The sequence below is a fragment of the Mesorhizobium sp. CNPSo 4661 genome (genome assembly GCF_057784215.1).
Genome location: NZ_JBWGIO010000022.1, coordinates 51,587 through 68,628 on the forward strand (window position 1 = coordinate 51,587; position 17,042 = coordinate 68,628).

The window sequence follows — 17,042 nt, forward strand, 5'->3', positions numbered from 1 at the left end:
ACAACGCCCGGTCGGGGATGATCAAAAGAGCCTGAAGCAGTCCTATTCAACGGGTTTGAGCCGTCATCGTAGCGTAGCGTGCAAATACCGGCCATCGGCGGCGCCGATGGCAGCAATGTTATCATATGAACTTTCGCAACAATAAGTTCATGTTTATTGACACACGACTCCCGGCGGGTTTATGAGAGAACCGTCGATGGCCTGCCCCTACAGGCGATCGTTCTTTCCACGGCGCGGAGGGTGTCATGAGGTCCGGTCCGGAGGGTGCGATGTCTCGGCGTAAAACCGCCCTCCTCCGGCGCGCCGAAACGATACTGACATCGTTGCCGCACGCCTCGACGAAGAGTGGTGGCACCCCATGAGCATGCTCGAGATCTGGCTGGGCATTCTGCAAGGGCTGGGCATCACCGCAGAGGTCACGGCCTATGGCCTGGTCTTTGCCGTCCCCTTCGCGCTCGTCTTCGGCGTCGCGCAGTTTCTGACCACCGGCATGACGCGCTTCCTGGTTACCGCCGTGATCGAATTCTGGCGCAGCTCAGCGGTCGTCGTCCTGCTCTTCTTCTTTTATTACGTGCTGCCGGTGATGGGGGTCACCCTGTCGGCGCTGACCGTCAGTGCATTGGTGCTCGGTCTCAACACCGGCGGCTATGCCAGCCAGGCGGTGCGCGCCGGGCTGCAGTCTCTGCCCGCCGGCCAACGCGAGGCTGGCATGGCGCTCGGCCTCTCGCGCCCGGCGATCCTGCTCCTGATCGAGCTGCCGCAGGCGCTGGTCGCGATGAGCCCGACCTTCGTCAACAACCTTATCCAGCTGGTCAAGGCGACTTCCCTCGTTTCGCTGGTCACGCTGACGGACATGACCTTCCGCGCCAAGGAAATCGCGCAGACCGACTACGATCCGGTCGCGATCTATTCGGCCCTGCTGCTGGCCTTCTTCGTCGTCTGTTATCCGATCGCACTCGCCGGCCGCTGGCTTGAGGCGCGGGTCAATCCTGAAAGAGGAACGCCGCGTGGGATTTAACCTCGATTTCGCGCTATCGACCGTCCCGACGATCATCGCGGCGATCGGAACGACCCTGCTCGCAACGGTGTTGAGTTGCCTCGGCGCATCGGCGCTTGGCTTCACTTTCGAAATGATCCGCCGCGGCGGCGGTGCGACTGGCCTCGCCGTCCGCTTCCTGATCGACTTCATCCGCTCGACGCCGGTTCTGGCCTGGCTCTATTTCCTGTATTTTGTCCTGCCCTTCTACGGGGTCCGACTTGGCGCCATGACAGTCGGCATACTGGGGCTGAGCCTGTACTACAGCGGCTATCTGGCGGAGGTGTTCAAAGCGGGCATCGACGCGATCCCGAAGGGCCAGCAGGAAGCGGCCAGAGCCTTGTCGCTCACCCGCCGCGACACGGTCGTTTTCGTCATCGCGCCGCAGATGTTGCGCAACGTCGCCGCACCGTTGGGCAACTATCTCGTTTCGATCCTCAAGGCGACGCCCTATCTCGCGATCCTGGCCGTGCCCGAAATGCTCGGACGCGCCTTCGATATCGCTTCCGAGACCTATCGATACGCAGAGCCGCTGACCGTTGCCGGCATTCTGTTTCTCGCCCTGGCGCTGGTCATGGCCTATGGCGTGAAGCGCATCGAGCAACGCCTGCTTGCCGCTGGACGCCGCTGATGCTCGCTCAAGCCCCACATCCAGTCCAGGCCGTTCAATCCATCGATCATGTCCGGATCGACAGCCTCAACAAGTGGTTCGGCGCCCTGCACGTTTTGAAAAACATCGATCTTTCGGTACGAGGGGGCGCACGCATCGTCGTTTGCGGACCGTCCGGCTCCGGCAAGTCGACCTTGATCCGCTGCGTCAACGGTCTCGAGCCTTTTCAGAAGGGAACGATTCAGTTCGAAGCGGCAACGCTGGACAAAGGTGGCCGCGATACCGCGAAGGCGCGCCGGCAGACAGGCATGGTGTTCCAGAGCTTCAACCTGTTTCCGCACCTCACCGTGCTTGCCAATTGCACGCTGGCGCTGCGCCGGGTTCTCCTGAAACCGGCACGGGAGGCCGAAGAGATCGCCATGCAGCATCTAACAGCGGTGAGCATCCCCGAAAAAGCGCAAGCCTACCCGGCCCAGCTCTCGGGCGGTCAACAACAAAGGGTGGCAATCGCGCGCGCGCTTTGCCTCAATCCCCGTATCATGTTGTTCGACGAACCCACCTCGGCGCTCGACCCGGAAATGATCAAGGAAGTCCTGGACGTCATGATCGCGCTGGCGGGAAGCGGAGTGACCATGGTCTGCGTGACCCATGAAATGGGTTTCGCACGCGAAGTCGCGGATGAGATCGTTTTCATGGACGAAGGCCGCATCGTCGAGCATGCCTCGTCCAAAGACTTTTTCTCAAAAGCCGCTCATCCACGCGCCCGGCTGTTCCTGGATACCATCCTGAGCCATTGAGAGCCGAAGCGTGTGGATGCTGAGTGCCGGCAATCGGCGCGCAAGCGCGCCAAATGCCGGAATCGCCAAGCAGGTTACCACTCCGGTGCGAAGGCGTAGCCAGCCGAGCGGACCGTCCGGATCACATCGCTTCCCACGGACGCCCGAAGCCTCTTGCGCAGTCTGGCTATATGAACGTCGACGCCCCGCACGTCGGTTGCGGCGGCATGTTCAGGCCACGCGGTCGCGACCAGTTCCTCGCGGCTGAAGACCTTGCCAGGCTGCGCCAAAAGGCTGCGCAAAAGCTTGAACTCGATCGGTGGCATCACGATCTCTTTTTGCTTGAAGAATGTCCGGTGCGTTTGTCGCTCCAGCCGGAAATCGCCCTGCACCAACTCACCCGCGTCCGTTTCGCGCGATAGCTTCGCAAGGCCCGCTTTGCCATGCAGCCAGGCCAGAAGCTGTTCGGGGGCGAAGGGCCGGGAAAATATCTCGTCGACGCCAGCCTTGATCAAATCGAGATGCAACTTGCCCGAACGCGGGGCAACCAGGCTCACGACCGGAGTCGCTTTGGTTGCGGCGCTAGACTTCAACCAGATGCACTGTTTGACCACGGCACGGTCGCCTGGATGGCAGTCCATGATCACGGCAAGCGGGGATGCCGTCTCGATGGCGCGTGCGATTTCCCGGTCTCCCGAAATCAGCCGAATCTCGAAGCCAGCTACCGACAGGATATGCCCGAAAACCAGGAAAAAATCCGGGTCCTTCGAGGAGATCAGGACCAGCGGCTTCATTGAGTCCACCAACAGAGTTTGAGACGTCATAGGGCTGACTACCGCGCAAGTGGGCGCGATGACAATATCCCTTGGTTTCCTTGAATCTTTTCGACCTTTCTGAATCGCACCTTAGCCCGAGATTTCGGGTACTTATGGACAAAGCGGGAATGCATCGAATGTGGACGGCAGCTTTGCGCCTCTATTTTGCCGTTCAGACCACTGTTGCAGCTCCCCGAAAGCTGACGGGCTGCTAAGTCGGCACTAAAGTCTAACGGAGCGAGGGTAGCGGTTACTCTGCCGGTCAGCCCGCTGCCCAGCGATAATAGCTGCGTTGATGTCAACGCGAGCATCCTACATCAGAACGCCTAGGCTATCCGCCCGCGTGGTCGTTGCCATGCGCGGCGATAAACATGGCGACGGCCGACCGGCAATAGGATTCGATTTCGTTGTCGTCCTCTGCTCTCGCCTCATCGAAGCGTGCGATAATCAAGAGATCGGAGCCTTTGAAAAGCGCGGCAAACAAGCGGGCGGACTGGAGAGGATCGGGCACGTTCAGAGCCGCCTTCGCGTGCAACTGACGCAACAGGGCCTCGATTTGGGCGACGATGTGGGCGGGTCCGGCTTCGTAATGGAGCTTGCTCAACGACTTTTGACTCGTCATGTCGGCCACGACCATGGCTTCTACATTGCGGACCTCCGGTCGCAACAGCGTGCGAAGCAGCGATGATCCCACCGCCATGAGCTGATCTTCGGCCGAACCCTCGACACCTCCAAAAAGGGCCTGTGGTATTAACTGATGGCAGCGGGCCGCAAACGCCGCGCCAAACAGCGCCTCCTTGTTCTCGAAGTGCCTGTAGATGCTGAGCTTGGATATCTTCGCTCGCTGGGCGACCTTGTCCAAGGTCGTCGCTTGGAAACCCAATTCCGCAAAGAGTTCGCCTGCGGCGTCGACGATCGTTTGGCCAAGCGCCTCGTTGGCCGGCCGGCCGCGCCGGCCCTGAGTGTTTTCGGTCACGACAATTCCAGTCCTTGACAGTATCCTAATTCCTGCATTACGATACCATGTAGTATCTAAAATGTGCAAGCCAATGGATAGGCTTCAGCCAGCCCGAGCCCAACCCCTCCATCCACAACACGGAGCTTATCACCATGGATGACGTCATCATCGTCGGCGGCAGCTTTGCCGGTCTCGCCGGCGCCCTCCAACTCGGCCGTGCCCGGCGCAAGGTCACCGTTCTCGATACCGGCCTGCCGCGCAATCGCTTCGCAGGCCGCTCGCACGGAGTACTCGGCCACGATCACAAGCCACCATCGGACATCCTGACCGAGGCGCGGCAGCAACTGGCGCGTTATCCTGCGATCAGGCTACTCAATGCTCGGGCCGACAGCATCTCCGGTACCATCGACAATTTCTCCGTCCTGACTGGCGATGGCGAGAGCATTGGCGCGCGCCGCCTGATCCTGAGCTATGGCGTTGTTGACCAGATGCCTGATGTTCCGGGCTTTGCCGAAAGCTGGGGCACATCCATCATCCCGTGCCCTTATTGCGACGGCTTCGAAGTCGCTGGCCAGCATTGGGGCCTCGTCTGGTCGGGTCCGCAGTCGATGAATCAGGTCAGGCTGTTCCACGATTGGACCGACAGGTTGACTGTCTTCGCAGATGGTCACGACATTGCACCCGATATCCGGGCCGATCTGGCGCACCGACAGGTACCTGTCGTTGATGGCCGGATCACCGGGATCGCCCGTCACGGGGACCACAATGCCACTATCAAGCTCGATACCGGCCCCGATGTCGCAGTCGATATCCTGTTCGCGCATCCGCATAACAAGCCGTCCGCAAGCCTGCATGAATCACTGGGCCTCACCACTGTCGATACGCCAGTCGGCATAGCTATCAAGACCGACGAGCGCCGCGAAACCAGCAGGCCCGGCATCTACGCCGCCGGCGACCTCGCCAACCCCGGAATCCCCTCGGTCACCACGGCAACATGGCAAGGCGCGATGGCGGGTATCTTTGCGCAGCAGTCGATGCTGGTTTGAGAAGCGATATGGAGTTCGTACAAGTCACTTTCGACCTGCCACACGGCACCTTTCACGCGTTGCAGGGTGGTAATCCCGATGGCCAACGGACGATCGTCTTGCACGGCTTCCCGGACCATCCGCCGACCGCGAAGCCCTTCCTTGCCGAGCTCGGTCGCCGTAAACGTTACGTCGTTGCACCCTGGCTTCGCGGTTACGCGCCGTCCCCGACTGCGGGGCCGTTCGATTTCGCAGCCCTCACCAGCGACGTGCTCGCGCTGATCGACTGCTGGTCTCCGGGGCGACCCGTGGAGCTGATTGGCCACGACTGGGGCGCCCTGATCACATACGATGCCTGCGTCACCGCGCCGGAGCGGATTGAACGCGCGGTCACGCTCGCAATCCCGCACCCACTCACCTTCATGAGCCGGCTGATGGACCCCGCTCAGTTGCGCCGGAGCTCGTACATGGGGCTCTTTCAACTGCCGGGAAGCGGCTGGATCGCTACCGCCCGCGATCTCGCCCTCATTGACCGCCTCTGGCGTCAGTGGTCACCCGGCTTCTCGCTCGATCCTGCTCTCAAGGCGGAGCTACACGAGCACCTGCGAGCGAGCATGCCCGCGCCGCTAAAGTACTACCGGGCAATGCTGCGACCCGGCATGCTTGGCGCGACGCGCCGCATGTCTCGGCCGATCACGGTGCCCATGTTGCAGCTTCACGGTGCCAACGACGGCTGCATCCTCCCCGCGCAGGTCGACGACCGACATCGGTTCGCAGCCCGGCACGCGATGGAGATCGTCCCTGACGTCGGCCACTTCCTCCACATCGAGGCCCCCGAGGCGATAGCGGAACGGATTGCGGCATGGGCCGGGTAGCGTCCTTTCAGCCTTACGAAATACGTCGAACGAAGCTCCTCGACGGCGGGAAGTGAGCGGGCTGATGCACGGCGGCACTAAAGGAACGTCCATGCCTCTGAAGAGTAAAAAAGGAAGTGATCCTCATGAATACGACTAACCCTGGCGTCGCCGTGGTGACCGGTGCATCCTCTGGCATCGGTCTCGCCACTGCCAAAGCCTTGCAGGTTGCCGGCTTTCGGGTGTTCGGAACCAGCCGCCGCGCAGTGGCTGAGAGATCTGACGGTATTACTATTCTGGCCTGTGACGTTACCGACGACGAGTCCGTCGCGAAACTGGTCGAGCGGGTCTTGGCCGAGGCCGGCCGCATCAACCTCCTTGTCAACAATGCTGGCATGGGTCTTCTCGGCGCCGCAGAGGAGTCCTCAACAGCCCAGGCGCAGGCGCTGTTCGACGTTAATGTCTTCGGCGTTCTACGCATGACCAAGGCGGTGCTGCCGGCCATGCGCCAGCAGAGAAAAGGCAGAATTATCAATGTGAGTTCGGTGCTGGGCTTGATCCCGGCTCCCTATTCCGCCGTTTATGCGTCGACCAAGCATGCCATCGAAGGATATTCCGAATCGCTTGACCACGAGCTTCGCACCTTTGGCATTCGCGTCGTGCTGGTCGAGCCCGCCTATACAAGGACGGCATTTGAAGAAAACCAAGCCAGACCAGACCAAATGCTTGACGTCTATGACGCCACGCGCGCCAGCATGAACGTGATCAATAGGAAAGCGATAGAAACCGGCGACGCCCCGGAAGTCGTCGCCAGGACGATTGTCGAAGCGGGGACCGCGTTCGTTCCGAAGCGGCGCTACGCGGCGGGAAAAATGGCGCGACGGGTCAGTCTCCTGCGCCGTTTCGTCCCCGAAGCCGCGTTCGACAAGAGTTTGCGGAAGCAAAACGGATTGCCAGTCTGATGCAAGGATCAGCCGGCTTTCGTTTCGAGCCGGAGGGAGAGCTTAGTTAAGAACGGATCAGAACAGGGATACGGCATGGCAGAGCAAAATGCTTATCAGGTAGCCGACTGGAAAGGCCAAAGCGGGGAGCGCTGGGTCGCTTACCAGGCCCGGCTCGATGCCATGATGGCGGTGTTCGGCCAAGCCGCGATCGAAGCGGCCGCGCCCGCGACAGGCGAGCGCGTGCTGGACGTCGGCTGCGGCGCGGGTGCGTCGAGTCTGGCACTGGCCGCCCTCGTCGGCCCATCGGGCCAAGTGCTGGGCGTGGACATATCCGAACCGCTAATCGATCGGGCGCGCGCGCTTGCGCCACAGGATACGCCGGCCCTGTTTCAAGTGTCCGACGCCAGCAGCGCCGAGTTGCCCGAGGGCGCGTTCGACATTCTGTTCTCGCGTTTCGGGGTAATGTTCTTCGACGATCCGACGGGGGCGTTCGCCCATATGCGCCGCGCCCTCCAGCCGGGCGGGCGGGTCGCTTTCGTCTGCTGGCGCGGCGTGGCCGAGAACGATTGGATGCGCCTGCCGATGGGCGCAATTGGAGGCATCGTCCCGCCGACCGCGCCGCCCGATCCCGAAGCACCCGGCCCGTTCTCGTTCGGCGACCGGGGCCGGGTGGCGCGCATCCTGACGGCGGCGGGCTTCACCAATATCGCTATCTCGCCCTTCGATGCTTCCGTCCCGTTTGGCGAGGGCGCGACGCGGGACACGGCGATCGACGACGCGGTGGAGATGACGCTCGAGGTCGGCCCGCTGGCACGTACGCTCGCTGATCAGCCCGACGACATACGCGCCCGCGCCTCGGCCGCGGTTCGTGCCGTCTTCGCGGCCCGCCCCGGCGAGCGGTCGGTGAAGATGGGCGGCGCGGCGTGGATCGTCATGGCGCGCAATCCGGCAAGCTGACAAGGATTAGCAGGGGTAGGACGCCCCGGCGTCTTTGGCCGGTCGGCGAGATCAGATGAGGGCGTGTTCGTGTTCGGACGCGATTCCGCCATTGCGGTGAGCGCAACAAATTCGGCAACGGGAATCGGCGCCGCCGGCGGGCTGGGCGCCATCTTCGAGATCCTGGCGCCCAAGAATCAGGTAGCGCCGCCGACGCTTATTCTGAATGTGCCCGATCCGGCCGACGGCGGGATCGACTTCCTCGTGAACACGGGCAGGCCGATGACCATAGACTATGCCTTCGCTAACCGCTTCGGAGGCGTCAGCGTCACCATCTCTCGTGATGAACCTGTCGAGTTTCAGCAGCTAGCCGCCCAGTATGATGCGCGCCAATTCCGATGGATTCTCCACGGCCGAAAAGTGTCCGGTATCCTTGAGTGTGAACATGCGTGCGCCAGGGAGCAGCGCCCGGGTCCGCTCCCTTTCATCGGGGCGCGACCAGTCGTTGGCACCATAAATCAGCGTCACGGGCGCTGAGACCAGCCGATACTGATCCCGTGCCTTGCCCCAGGATCGCCAGCCCGCCAGCACCTTGCGTGCGGAACGTTTGTATCCAGGGCGGTTCGCCACGTTGCCGAATTCGGTCAGAAGGTCGGAAGGAAGTTTACGCGGATCGTGATATCCGCCGCCCATGATCTTGCCGAGCACCATCTTGTTCTCGATCGCGGCATTGAATGCGCCAAGAACAGGTATCTGCAAACTCCCGATAATGAGGTTCGCGAACCAATTGCCCCGCCGCAAGCCATCTCCATAGCGGGTGTCATAGTCGTAAGGGTTGCTAGAGAAGACGCGCTCGATCCGTTTCGGTATTGCGGCCGCCACCGTGAGAGCCAATGCGCCGCCGATCGATTCGCCGACAAGTGTCACGCCGTTGAGATCGAGCTTCTCGATGAAGCCGACGACGCCTTGCCTGAAATAGGGCTCATCCATAGGAGCGAGGGGGTCGATCGGCGAATGACCGTGTCCAGGCAGATCGATGGCATAAAGCGTGTACGACTTCGCGAGGAGAGGCGCCAAACTGCGAAAATATTCGAGCTGGGTGCGGATCGTATGCATGAGGACCAATGGCGGTCCATTGCCGGTCTTTTGATAACGCAGACTGAGCGTTTCCGATATTTGCAGAAGGCCCTGATTGGATGTGGGCGAGGCTAACATTCTATCTCTCTTCTTTGGTGTGGTTGAAACGAGGAAATCTGACTTCGATCAACCGGCGTGCTGGCCAGCTTCGACCGTCCAGCGCCGGAACAACGTGCTGGCGTTGACCCCTCCGAAGCCGAAGCCGTTTGAGATCGCGTAGTCGATCGCCATCGGCCGAGCCCGGTTCGCGACGAAATCGATGCCGTCGCCGGCCGGATCGGGAGCGCTCAAATTGAGTGTCGGCGGCGCCACCTGGTCCTTGAGCGCCAGGATGGTGAAGATCGCCCCAAGGCCGCCCGCGGCTCCGAGCAGGTGTCCGGTCGCCGACTTCGTGCCGCTGACGGCGATCGAGAAATCTGTTCCAAAAACGCTTTTGATCGCCGCGATTTCTCCCAGATCGCCGACTGGCGTGGAGGTCGCGTGCGCGTTGAGATGGTTGACGTCACGCGGCGAAATGCCGGCCTGGGCAATCGCGATCTCCATGGCACGACGCGCGCCATCGCCGTCCTCGGGACCGGAGGTGACGTGATAAGCATCGGCCGTCGTGCCATAGCCGATAAGTTCGGCGAGCGGCTTGGCGCCCCGCGCCAGCGCATGGCCCAATTCCTCGATGACCAGGATGCCGGCGCCTTCGCCCATGACGAAACCGTCGCGCGATACGTCGAATGGACGAGAGGCCTCTTCGGGGCGGTGATTGAAGGAGTTTGAAAGCGAGCGTGCCGCTGCGAAGCCGCCCAGACTGACGACATTCATGCATGCTTCGGTGCCTCCGCACACGGCGATGTCGGCTTCATTGGCACGAATAAGGCGAGCCGCATCGCCGATCGCCTGAATGCCGGCCGCGCACGCCGTCACCGGCGCGCCGAGCGGACCTTTGAAACCATGGCTGATCGAGACGTGGCCCGCCGCCAGGTTCACCAGGAAGGACGGCACCGTGAAGGGTGAAAGGCGGCGCACACCACGCTGATCGACCGTTCGTACGGCTTCGGTGATGGCGGGGAAGCCTCCGACGCCCGAAGCGATGATCGTTGCCGTGCGCAAGCGGTCGGTCTCCGAGACGGGCGCCCATCCCGCCTGCGCAAGCGCCTCATCCGCCGCCGCCAGCGCGAACAGAATGAAGCGGTCCACCCGGCGCTGGTCCCTTGGCACCAGGATGGCATTCGGATCGAAGCCGGCTTCGGCGTCTTCCTCCACGGAGGGCACCACGCCGCCGATCTTGGCCGGCAGGTCGCCCACCATGTCGTCCGGAAGCTTCCGAAGCCCCGAGCGGCCGGCCAGGAGGCGCGACCAGGACGCTTCGACATTGGCGGCAAGCGGTGTCACCGCGCCCATGCCTGTTACAACTATCCGTCGCATCTGTTCTCCTATCGCTTGGGCCTGTCGGCCGCGCCAAGCACGCCGTTCAAGCCGCGGCCGCTTCGCGCACCTGATCGGCCGCGGCATCGAGAAAGGCCTTGGCGAGATCGGGATCGTTGACCGTCCGCGAAAGGACGACCGCGCCGACCATGGTCGAGAGAATGGCCATGGCCTTGCCCACGGCCTCCTCGCCCCCGGCTTCGCCAACCCATGGACCCAGCATTTTGAGGTAGTCCCTGATCCCGGCTTCGAATGAGGCCTTAACCTCGATGCCCTGCCTGGCGGCATCGGAGCCGAGGGCGACCACGGGGCAGCCATCCATTCTCTCTTCGCGGTGCCCCGTGCTGAGATAGAAGTCGATCACCGCGCCAAGTGGGTCCTCAGGGCTCGCCGCGACCGCGGCCGACCACCGGTTTGCGGCGCTTTCCAATGCTCGCCTGGACGCCTGCGCGACCAAGTCGTCCTTGGAGGCGAACTGTTTGTAGAATCCGCCTTGGGTCAGCCCGGCGCCCTCCATCAGATCCTTGACACCGATGCCGTCGAATCCACGTTCGCGGAAAAGCCGGCTTGCCACATCGATCACGGTTTGCCGGTTCTGCTCAGCCTGACTGCGAGTCACACGCATCATCGGTCTCCTTTTTGATTGCGTTCGTAATCTATACCAGATATAGAGTGTGAACACAATCTAATTCGACGTGAGGCGATGGGCATGAAAAAGCGAGTTGTCATTGGGCTGGGCAGCATCCTGGTCGCGGGGTTGGGGGTGGCCGCATTCGTCACGCTGCCCATTCACACACAGGCAGCCTCCGCCGCGGTCGATCCGAGGCAGGAGGCGCCGATCGTCAGATTGGTGACGGCGGCGCCGGTGGCCGGATCCGAACGCGGCTTCACCGGCACGATTGCCGCGCGGGTACAGAGCAATCTTGGTTTTCGCGTTTCCGGCAAGATCATCGAGCGCCTTGTGAATGTCGGTGAGCGGGTCAAGGCGGGCCAACCGCTTCTGCGGATAGACGACACCGATCTGGCCCTTGCGCTTACCGCCAAGAGAAACGCCGTCGCCGCGGCACGCGCTGTCCTGGTTCAGGCGAGTGCGGACGAAAAGCGCTATGCTGTTCTGGTCCAGAAGGAATTGGCCGCGACTCCGCAGCGGTACGAGCAGGCGAAGGCAGCGCTTGATACCGCCACGGCACAGTTCGCCGCCGCGGAGGCGGAAGCGAAGGTCGCGGAAAACCAGGCGGCCTATTCCGTCCTGGTGGCGGACGCTGATGGAACGGTGGTCGAAACGCTCGGCGAGCCGGGACAGGTTGTCTCCGCTGGCCAGGCAGTGGTTCGGATCGCCCAGGCCGGCCCCCGAGAAGCGGTAGTAGCACTTCCCGAAACAATCAGGCCGGCAATCGGCTCAGTGGCCGAAGCGGCCGTGTATGGAGCCGCCAGTCGCTACACAGCGCATCTGCGGCAGTTGTCGGACGCCGCCGATCCCCAGACCCGCACCTATGAGGCCCGCTATGTGCTCGACGGGGAGGCCGCGGCAGCACCGCTTGGCGCGACGGTAACCATCCGGATTGCAAGCCAGGCGGAAGAGCCGGTAGTCCAAGTGCCGTTGGGTGCCTTGCTCGATGACGGCGGCAAGACCGGTGTCTGGACCCTCGATCGCGCCACCTCGACCGTACACTTCCGGCCCGTCAAGCTTGTTCGGGTGACCAGCGAAGCCGCCGTGGTCTCCGGACTGAGTTCTGATGATCCGATTGTTTCGCTCGGCGCTCATCTCCTGGAGGAGGGCGCTCGCGTCAGGTCTGCTTCCGAAAGCGGGAGCAACTGACGATGAACCTCAATTTTTCCGCGATCGCCGTTCGCGAGCGAGCCGTCACCCTGTTCTTCATCATTCTGCTGGTCGCCGCCGGCGCCTACGCCTTCCTCAATCTCGGACGGGCGGAAGACCCCAACTTTACGATCAAGACCCTGACGGTCACGACAGTATGGCCGGGCGCGACGGCGCGCGAGATGCAGGATCTCGTTGCCGAACCGCTGGAGAAGCGACTTCAGGAGCTGACCTGGTACGACCGCGTCGAGACGACGACACGGCCAGGCTATGCGTATCTGACGGTCACGCTGAAGGACAGCACACCGCCGTCTGGCGTGCAGGAGGAGTTCTACCAGGCCCGAAAGAAGCTCGGGGACGAAGCCCGCAACCTGCCGCCCGGCGTGCTAGGTCCCTTCGTCAACGACGAATATTCGGATGTGAGCTTCGCCCTTTATGCGTTGAAGGCTCAAGGCATGCCGATGCGGGAACTCGCGAGGCAAGCCGAGACCATTCGCCAGGACCTCCTGCATGTGCCCGGTGTCAAGAAGATCAACATCCTCGGCGAACGCCCCGAACAGATATTCGTCGAGTTTTCCTACGCCAAGCTGGCGACCCTCGGCGTGTCGGCGCAGGATATCGTTGCCGCCTTGCAACGGCAGAACACCGTCACGCCGGCGGGCTCGATCGACACTCAGGGGCCGCAGGTCTTCATCCGGGTCGACGGCGCCTATGACAGTGTCCAGGCGATCGCCGACACGCCGATCGTCGCCGCTGGACGGACACTGAAGCTTTCAGACATCGCCGAGGTCCGGCGCGGCTATGAGGATCCCGCCACCTACGTCATTCGGCACCAGGGCGAGCCGACCGTCATGCTCGCGGCGGTGATGCAGGAGGGCTGGAATGGTCTTGAACTCGGCAAGGCGCTGGAGGAGAGGTCCGCTTCCATCGCCCGGACCCTGCCACTAGGGATGACGCTGGCCAAGGTTAGCGACCAGGCGGTGAACATCAGCTCGTCCATCAACGAGTTCATGCTCAAATTCGCGATGGCGCTTGGGGTCGTCCTTCTGGTGAGCCTGCTCAGCCTCGGCTGGCGCGTCGGCATCGTCGTGGCGGCCGCCGTCCCGCTGACGCTCGCCGTCGTGTTCCTCATCATGCTGGAAACCGGCCGGTTCTTCGACCGCATCACGCTCGGCGCCCTCATCCTGGCGCTTGGCCTCCTCGTCGACGACGCCATCATCGCCATCGAGGTGATGGTGGTGAAAATGGAAGAGGGCATGGACCGCATCAAGGCGGCGGCCTATGCCTGGAGCCATACTGCCGCGCCAATGCTCTCAGGCACGCTGGTGACCATCGCGGGCTTCCTGCCGGTGGGCTTCGCGCGCTCGACGGCCGGCGAATATGCCGGCAACATCTTCTGGATCGTGGGCTTCGCCCTCATCGTCTCGTGGATCGTCGCCGTGGTCTTCACCCCTTACATGGGCGTCAAGATGCTGCCCGCGATTCAACCGGTCGAAGGCGGCGTTCACGCCATATACGACACTCCGAATTATAGGCGCCTGCGCCGGCTCATCACCTTTGCCGTGCGCCACAAATTCGTGACCTGCGCTGCCGTCGGCATCGTCTTCGCGCTTTCGGTCGTCGGCATGGGCTCCCTCAAACAGCAGTTCTTCCCGACATCCGATCGCCCAGAAGTGCTGGTCGAGGTACGCCTGCCGGAAGGCACCAGCATCGAGACGACGACCGCCGCGGTCGAGAAGCTGGAGCATTGGCTTGGCAACCAAGCCGAGGCCAAGATCGTGACGAGCTACATCGGCCAGGGCGCTCCGCGCTTCTTCTTCGCCATGGCGCCGGAACTGCCTGATCCCGCCTTCGCCAAGATCGTCGTGCTGACTCCGGACGCGGAGGCGCGCGAGGTGTTGAAGCACCGGCTTCGGGAGGCGGTGTCACGGGGGCTTGCGCCTGAGGCCAATGTGCGTGTCACTCAGCTCGTGTTCGGACCCTACTCGCCGTTCCCGGTCGAGTTTCGGGTTATGGGGCCCGATCCGGCGCAACTCTACAAGATTTCCGAGAAGGCCCTCGATGTCATGCGAGGCGTCTCGGACGTGCGGCAGGCCAACCGCGACTGGGGCAATCGCACGCCCGTACTGCGCTTCGTCCCGGATCAGGATCGACTGAACCTCATCGGCCTGTCGCCGGCGGAGGTGGCTCAGCAGCTCCAGTTTCTCCTCACCGGCATCCCCGTTACGCAGGTCCGCGAGGACATTCGCAATGTCCCCATCGTGGCTCGCAGCGCCGGTGGCGAGCGGCTGGATCCATCGCGCCTGGCGGATTTCTCGCTGATGAGCCGAGATGGCCGCCAGATTCCACTCGACCAGATCGGCCATTCGGAAATCCGCCTGGAAGAGCCGATCATGAAGCGACGCGATCGCACACCGGTCATCACGATTCGCTCGGACATCAACGAGGCGACCCAGCCTCCGGAGGTCTCCAAGCAGATCATGACGGCCCTTGAGCCGCTGATTAAGTCCCTTCCGGCCGGCTATCGCATCGAAATGGGTGGATCGATCGAGGAGGCGACCAAGGCCAACACCGCGCTCGGCAAGATCTTCCCAGCCATGATCGCCGTCATGCTGATCGTCATCATACTGCAGGTGCGGTCCTTCTCGATGATGGCAATGGTCGTGCTGACTGCGCCGCTCGGCCTCGTTGGCGTCGTGCCCATGTTGCTCGCCTTCAACCAACCCTTCGGATTCAACGCCATTCTGGGCCTGATAGGACTGGCCGGCATCCTGATGCGAAACACTTTGATTCTCACCGAACAGATCAAGGAAAACCAAGCCGCCGGCCTTGACGACTATCACGCCGTCATCGAGGCCACTGTGCAGCGTACGAGACCGGTGATCCTGACCGCTCTTGCCGCCGTGCTGGCCTTCATACCCCTCACGCATTCAGTGTTCTGGGGATCGATGGCCTACACGCTGATCGGCGGCACGGCGGCCGGCACGGTGCTGATCCTGCTTTTCCTGCCTGCGCTCTATGTCGCGTGGTTCCGGATCAAGCCGACCGCCGATGAGGTCCATGAGGATTCGACGGAGGAGCCGGAAATGCTAACAGCAATGGCGGCCGAGTAGGCTCTTTTGCCGGAGGAGACGGCTCACGTGTGGTGTTGGGTTTGCCTAACAAAGACAAGCCCAACGCCACGAACTTGCCTGCTTACAGCTGAGTGTCCACGCTAGTCCGGCGAGTCCGCGCTTCATCAGTTCTGGAGTCATCCATGAATCGCCCGGTCCGAATGCGAACTGATCCCGACGAGATGCGCGCGCGTATCCTGGAGGTGGCGGAGGCACACTTTCGCCGCATGGGCTTCCATAAGACATCTGTGGCCGACATTGCTTCCGAACTCAGCATGAGCGCGGCAAACGTCTACCGTTTCTTCCCCTCTAGGGATGTGATCAAAGAGTCCATCTGCGGGCGAGTTGTGAGCGAGGTTACAGATATCGCCCTTGCAATCGCACACACTAACGCGCCGGCCGCGGAGAAACTCGGCCATCTCCTGACCGCCGTTCACCACCACAACAAGATGACGCTGGTCAAGGAAAAGCGCATGCACGACCTCATTGTCGCGGCGATGCAGGACAACTGGGCGATCATCAAGGCACACATCCAGCGGATGCTGATGATCCTTGAGGCGATCATCCGCGAAGGCGTCGAAGCCGGCGAATTCAAGGTCGAAGATCCTGCGGAGGCAGCGCGTGCCATCCATACGGCGTTCGCTTCGTTCTTCCATCCAATTCTGATCCAGCACTGCCTCGAACGCGGCGAGGAGACCGAAGCGGGCCTGCGAGCGCAGGTTCGCTTTAGCCTGAAAGCTCTCGGCAAGTCAGACTAACATGGCAGCGCAGACTTTTTCGCTTCGCTAGTGAAAGTTGAAGTCGGAAAAGGTCTTTCAGTCAAGACGAATTGCACCAAATAAATGGCGTCTTTCTCGCTACATGGTTCCAGAACCGGACCATCTGCTTGCGGCCCCAAAATGGTCGTTGAATAATTCTAAGATTCGCGATCGATCGGCGGTCGCCGGCTGGCGACCTTCAGCTGGCGATGGGTATCACACTAGATCTTGTCGGCAAGTATGACGCCGCGGATACCGTAGGCGCGGCGCGTCTGTTCAACAGCCTCTGGCGTGACATCGATCAGCAGCGCGATGATGTCGCCATCGGGATGCTCCAGAGCGCCGCCGAGTTCGATCAGCGTCCAGCCAAGCGCGCGCAGCCGTTTTGGCCAGAATGTCTCGCACACCACGCTGATCTGTCGAATCCCCAGGCTTTGCGCGGTCTCGAGCAGACCGCAAAGAACGAAGCCGGCGATCGGCGACGGGGCGCCTTGCGTGCGAAGCGATGGAACGACGAAGAAACGCGTCCATTCGAAGATTTCAGCTGCTCTCGGAGGCCTGCCGCCGGCGAGACCCGGGAAGACCTCGCTCATGAGATGCGGTTCCAGCGTCGGCAAGAGTCGGGAGCCACCTACGATCTTGCCGTTGGTGTCGAGCGCCAGAACATAAAGCGTATGCTCGTTGTCGAAGGCGTCGATCTCGATGTTGATGGGTCGGGCGACGGCGCGCCAACGCCTCTGCTTGACGTAAATCTCGTACCGTATCCGAAAGTAGCGCTCCAGAATCTTCCTGTAGTGCTTCCTGTTATCCCAAGTGACCAGATGCATACGAACCATGACGCCTCC

At 62.0% G+C, this 17,042-nt stretch carries 16 protein-coding genes; 10 read left to right on the plus strand and 6 right to left on the minus strand.

The annotated features are described in order from the left end of the window. Window positions 1-358: 358 nt before the first annotated feature. From AC0YKC_RS28215 to AC0YKC_RS28225, 3 genes are read left to right on the plus strand one after another with little or no spacing between them, the layout of a single operon-like run. The gene (locus tag AC0YKC_RS28215) at window positions 359-1,018 is read left to right on the plus strand and encodes an amino acid ABC transporter permease (RefSeq protein ID WP_112394160.1); all 660 of its coding nucleotides are present in this window, start codon (window positions 359-361) and stop codon (window positions 1,016-1,018) included. Then, the gene (locus AC0YKC_RS28220) at window positions 1,008-1,667 is read left to right on the plus strand and encodes an amino acid ABC transporter permease (protein ID WP_488513449.1); all 660 of its coding nucleotides are present in this window, start codon (window positions 1,008-1,010) and stop codon (window positions 1,665-1,667) included. The genes AC0YKC_RS28215 and AC0YKC_RS28220 overlap by 11 nt, the downstream gene beginning before the upstream one ends. Continuing rightward, on the plus strand, window positions 1,667-2,443 hold the full coding sequence (locus AC0YKC_RS28225; RefSeq protein WP_488513450.1) for an amino acid ABC transporter ATP-binding protein: 777 nt from the start codon (window positions 1,667-1,669) through the stop codon (window positions 2,441-2,443). Before AC0YKC_RS28220 ends, AC0YKC_RS28225 begins: the two co-directional genes overlap by 1 nt. A gap of 74 nt (window positions 2,444-2,517) precedes the next feature. Here the strand turns inward: AC0YKC_RS28225 and AC0YKC_RS28230 are convergent, their stop codons facing one another. Together AC0YKC_RS28230 and AC0YKC_RS28235 are read right to left on the minus strand one after the other, a co-directional pair. After that, entirely contained in the window at window positions 2,518-3,216 is a 699-nt protein-coding gene (locus AC0YKC_RS28230; protein WP_488513451.1) for a winged helix-turn-helix transcriptional regulator, read from the minus strand. 352 nt (window positions 3,217-3,568) lie between these two features. Beyond that, on the minus strand, window positions 3,569-4,213 hold the full coding sequence (locus tag AC0YKC_RS28235; protein WP_488513452.1) for a TetR/AcrR family transcriptional regulator: 645 nt from the start codon (window positions 4,211-4,213) through the stop codon (window positions 3,569-3,571). 134 nt (window positions 4,214-4,347) lie between these two features. Here AC0YKC_RS28235 and AC0YKC_RS28240 point away from each other — a divergent pair, with 134 nt between their 5' ends. From AC0YKC_RS28240 to AC0YKC_RS28255, 4 genes are all read left to right on the plus strand, one after another. Next, window positions 4,348-5,241 (plus strand): NAD(P)/FAD-dependent oxidoreductase, encoded by an 894-nt coding sequence (locus tag AC0YKC_RS28240; protein ID WP_488513453.1) that lies wholly within the window; start codon window positions 4,348-4,350, stop codon window positions 5,239-5,241. Between the two features lie 8 nt (window positions 5,242-5,249). Further along, window positions 5,250-6,095, plus strand: coding sequence for an alpha/beta fold hydrolase (locus tag AC0YKC_RS28245; protein ID WP_488513454.1), 846 nt, complete (start codon window positions 5,250-5,252; stop codon window positions 6,093-6,095). Between the two features lie 125 nt (window positions 6,096-6,220). Further along, window positions 6,221-7,036 (plus strand): oxidoreductase, encoded by an 816-nt coding sequence (locus AC0YKC_RS28250; protein ID WP_488513455.1) that lies wholly within the window; start codon window positions 6,221-6,223, stop codon window positions 7,034-7,036. Between the two features lie 75 nt (window positions 7,037-7,111). After that, window positions 7,112-7,975: a class I SAM-dependent methyltransferase gene (locus AC0YKC_RS28255; protein ID WP_488513456.1), complete on the plus strand. Its 864-nt coding sequence runs from the start codon at window positions 7,112-7,114 to the stop codon at window positions 7,973-7,975. A gap of 345 nt (window positions 7,976-8,320) precedes the next feature. On the opposite strand, the gene AC0YKC_RS28260 is transcribed toward AC0YKC_RS28255, so the two are convergent. From AC0YKC_RS28260 to AC0YKC_RS28270, 3 genes are read right to left on the minus strand one after another with little or no spacing between them, the layout of a single operon-like run. After that, on the minus strand, window positions 8,321-9,169 hold the full coding sequence (locus tag AC0YKC_RS28260; protein ID WP_488513457.1) for an alpha/beta fold hydrolase: 849 nt from the start codon (window positions 9,167-9,169) through the stop codon (window positions 8,321-8,323). Between the two features lie 48 nt (window positions 9,170-9,217). Then, window positions 9,218-10,507, minus strand: a complete 1,290-nt coding sequence (gene fabF, locus AC0YKC_RS28265; protein ID WP_488513458.1) for a beta-ketoacyl-ACP synthase II — start codon at window positions 10,505-10,507, stop codon at window positions 9,218-9,220. A 46-nt stretch (window positions 10,508-10,553) separates the two neighbouring features. Then, on the minus strand, window positions 10,554-11,132 hold the full coding sequence (locus AC0YKC_RS28270; protein ID WP_488513480.1) for a TetR/AcrR family transcriptional regulator: 579 nt from the start codon (window positions 11,130-11,132) through the stop codon (window positions 10,554-10,556). 84 nt (window positions 11,133-11,216) lie between these two features. Between AC0YKC_RS28270 and AC0YKC_RS28275 the strand changes: the two genes are divergently transcribed. The 3 genes from AC0YKC_RS28275 (at window position 11,217) to AC0YKC_RS28285 (ending at window position 16,197) form a co-directional block, all read left to right on the plus strand. Beyond that, on the plus strand, window positions 11,217-12,326 hold the full coding sequence (locus AC0YKC_RS28275) for an efflux RND transporter periplasmic adaptor subunit (protein ID WP_488513459.1): 1,110 nt from the start codon (window positions 11,217-11,219) through the stop codon (window positions 12,324-12,326). Between the two features lie 2 nt (window positions 12,327-12,328). Further along, window positions 12,329-15,439, plus strand: coding sequence for an efflux RND transporter permease subunit (locus AC0YKC_RS28280; protein WP_488513460.1), 3,111 nt, complete (start codon window positions 12,329-12,331; stop codon window positions 15,437-15,439). A 143-nt stretch (window positions 15,440-15,582) separates the two neighbouring features. Then, entirely contained in the window at window positions 15,583-16,197 is a 615-nt protein-coding gene (locus AC0YKC_RS28285; RefSeq protein WP_488513461.1) for a TetR/AcrR family transcriptional regulator, read from the plus strand. Window positions 16,198-16,418: 221 nt separating this feature from the next. On the opposite strand, the gene AC0YKC_RS28290 is transcribed toward AC0YKC_RS28285, so the two are convergent. Beyond that, window positions 16,419-17,033: an acyl-homoserine-lactone synthase gene (locus AC0YKC_RS28290; RefSeq protein ID WP_488513462.1), complete on the minus strand. Its 615-nt coding sequence runs from the start codon at window positions 17,031-17,033 to the stop codon at window positions 16,419-16,421. Window positions 17,034-17,042 lie beyond the last annotated feature (9 nt).

Excerpts from the sequence above, each read along its gene's own strand:
- AC0YKC_RS28215 (WP_112394160.1), top strand. The coding sequence starts at position 359 with ATGAGCATGCTCGAGATCTGGCTGGGCATTCTGCAAGGGCTGGGCATC.
- AC0YKC_RS28225 (WP_488513450.1), top strand. The coding sequence starts at position 1,667 with ATGCTCGCTCAAGCCCCACATCCAGTCCAGGCCGTTCAATCCATCGAT.
- AC0YKC_RS28230 (WP_488513451.1), bottom strand. The coding sequence starts at position 3,216 with ATGAAGCCGCTGGTCCTGATCTCCTCGAAGGACCCGGATTTTTTCCTG.
- AC0YKC_RS28240 (WP_488513453.1), top strand. The coding sequence starts at position 4,348 with ATGGATGACGTCATCATCGTCGGCGGCAGCTTTGCCGGTCTCGCCGGC.
- AC0YKC_RS28245 (WP_488513454.1), top strand. The coding sequence starts at position 5,250 with ATGGAGTTCGTACAAGTCACTTTCGACCTGCCACACGGCACCTTTCAC.
- AC0YKC_RS28250 (WP_488513455.1), top strand. The coding sequence starts at position 6,221 with ATGAATACGACTAACCCTGGCGTCGCCGTGGTGACCGGTGCATCCTCT.
- AC0YKC_RS28255 (WP_488513456.1), top strand. The coding sequence starts at position 7,112 with ATGGCAGAGCAAAATGCTTATCAGGTAGCCGACTGGAAAGGCCAAAGC.
- AC0YKC_RS28260 (WP_488513457.1), bottom strand. The coding sequence starts at position 9,169 with ATGTTAGCCTCGCCCACATCCAATCAGGGCCTTCTGCAAATATCGGAA.
- fabF (WP_488513458.1), bottom strand. The coding sequence starts at position 10,507 with ATGCGACGGATAGTTGTAACAGGCATGGGCGCGGTGACACCGCTTGCC.
- AC0YKC_RS28270 (WP_488513480.1), bottom strand. The coding sequence starts at position 11,132 with ATGCGTGTGACTCGCAGTCAGGCTGAGCAGAACCGGCAAACCGTGATC.
- AC0YKC_RS28275 (WP_488513459.1), top strand. The coding sequence starts at position 11,217 with ATGAAAAAGCGAGTTGTCATTGGGCTGGGCAGCATCCTGGTCGCGGGG.
- AC0YKC_RS28280 (WP_488513460.1), top strand. The coding sequence starts at position 12,329 with ATGAACCTCAATTTTTCCGCGATCGCCGTTCGCGAGCGAGCCGTCACC.
- AC0YKC_RS28285 (WP_488513461.1), top strand. The coding sequence starts at position 15,583 with ATGAATCGCCCGGTCCGAATGCGAACTGATCCCGACGAGATGCGCGCG.
- AC0YKC_RS28290 (WP_488513462.1), bottom strand. The coding sequence starts at position 17,033 with ATGGTTCGTATGCATCTGGTCACTTGGGATAACAGGAAGCACTACAGG.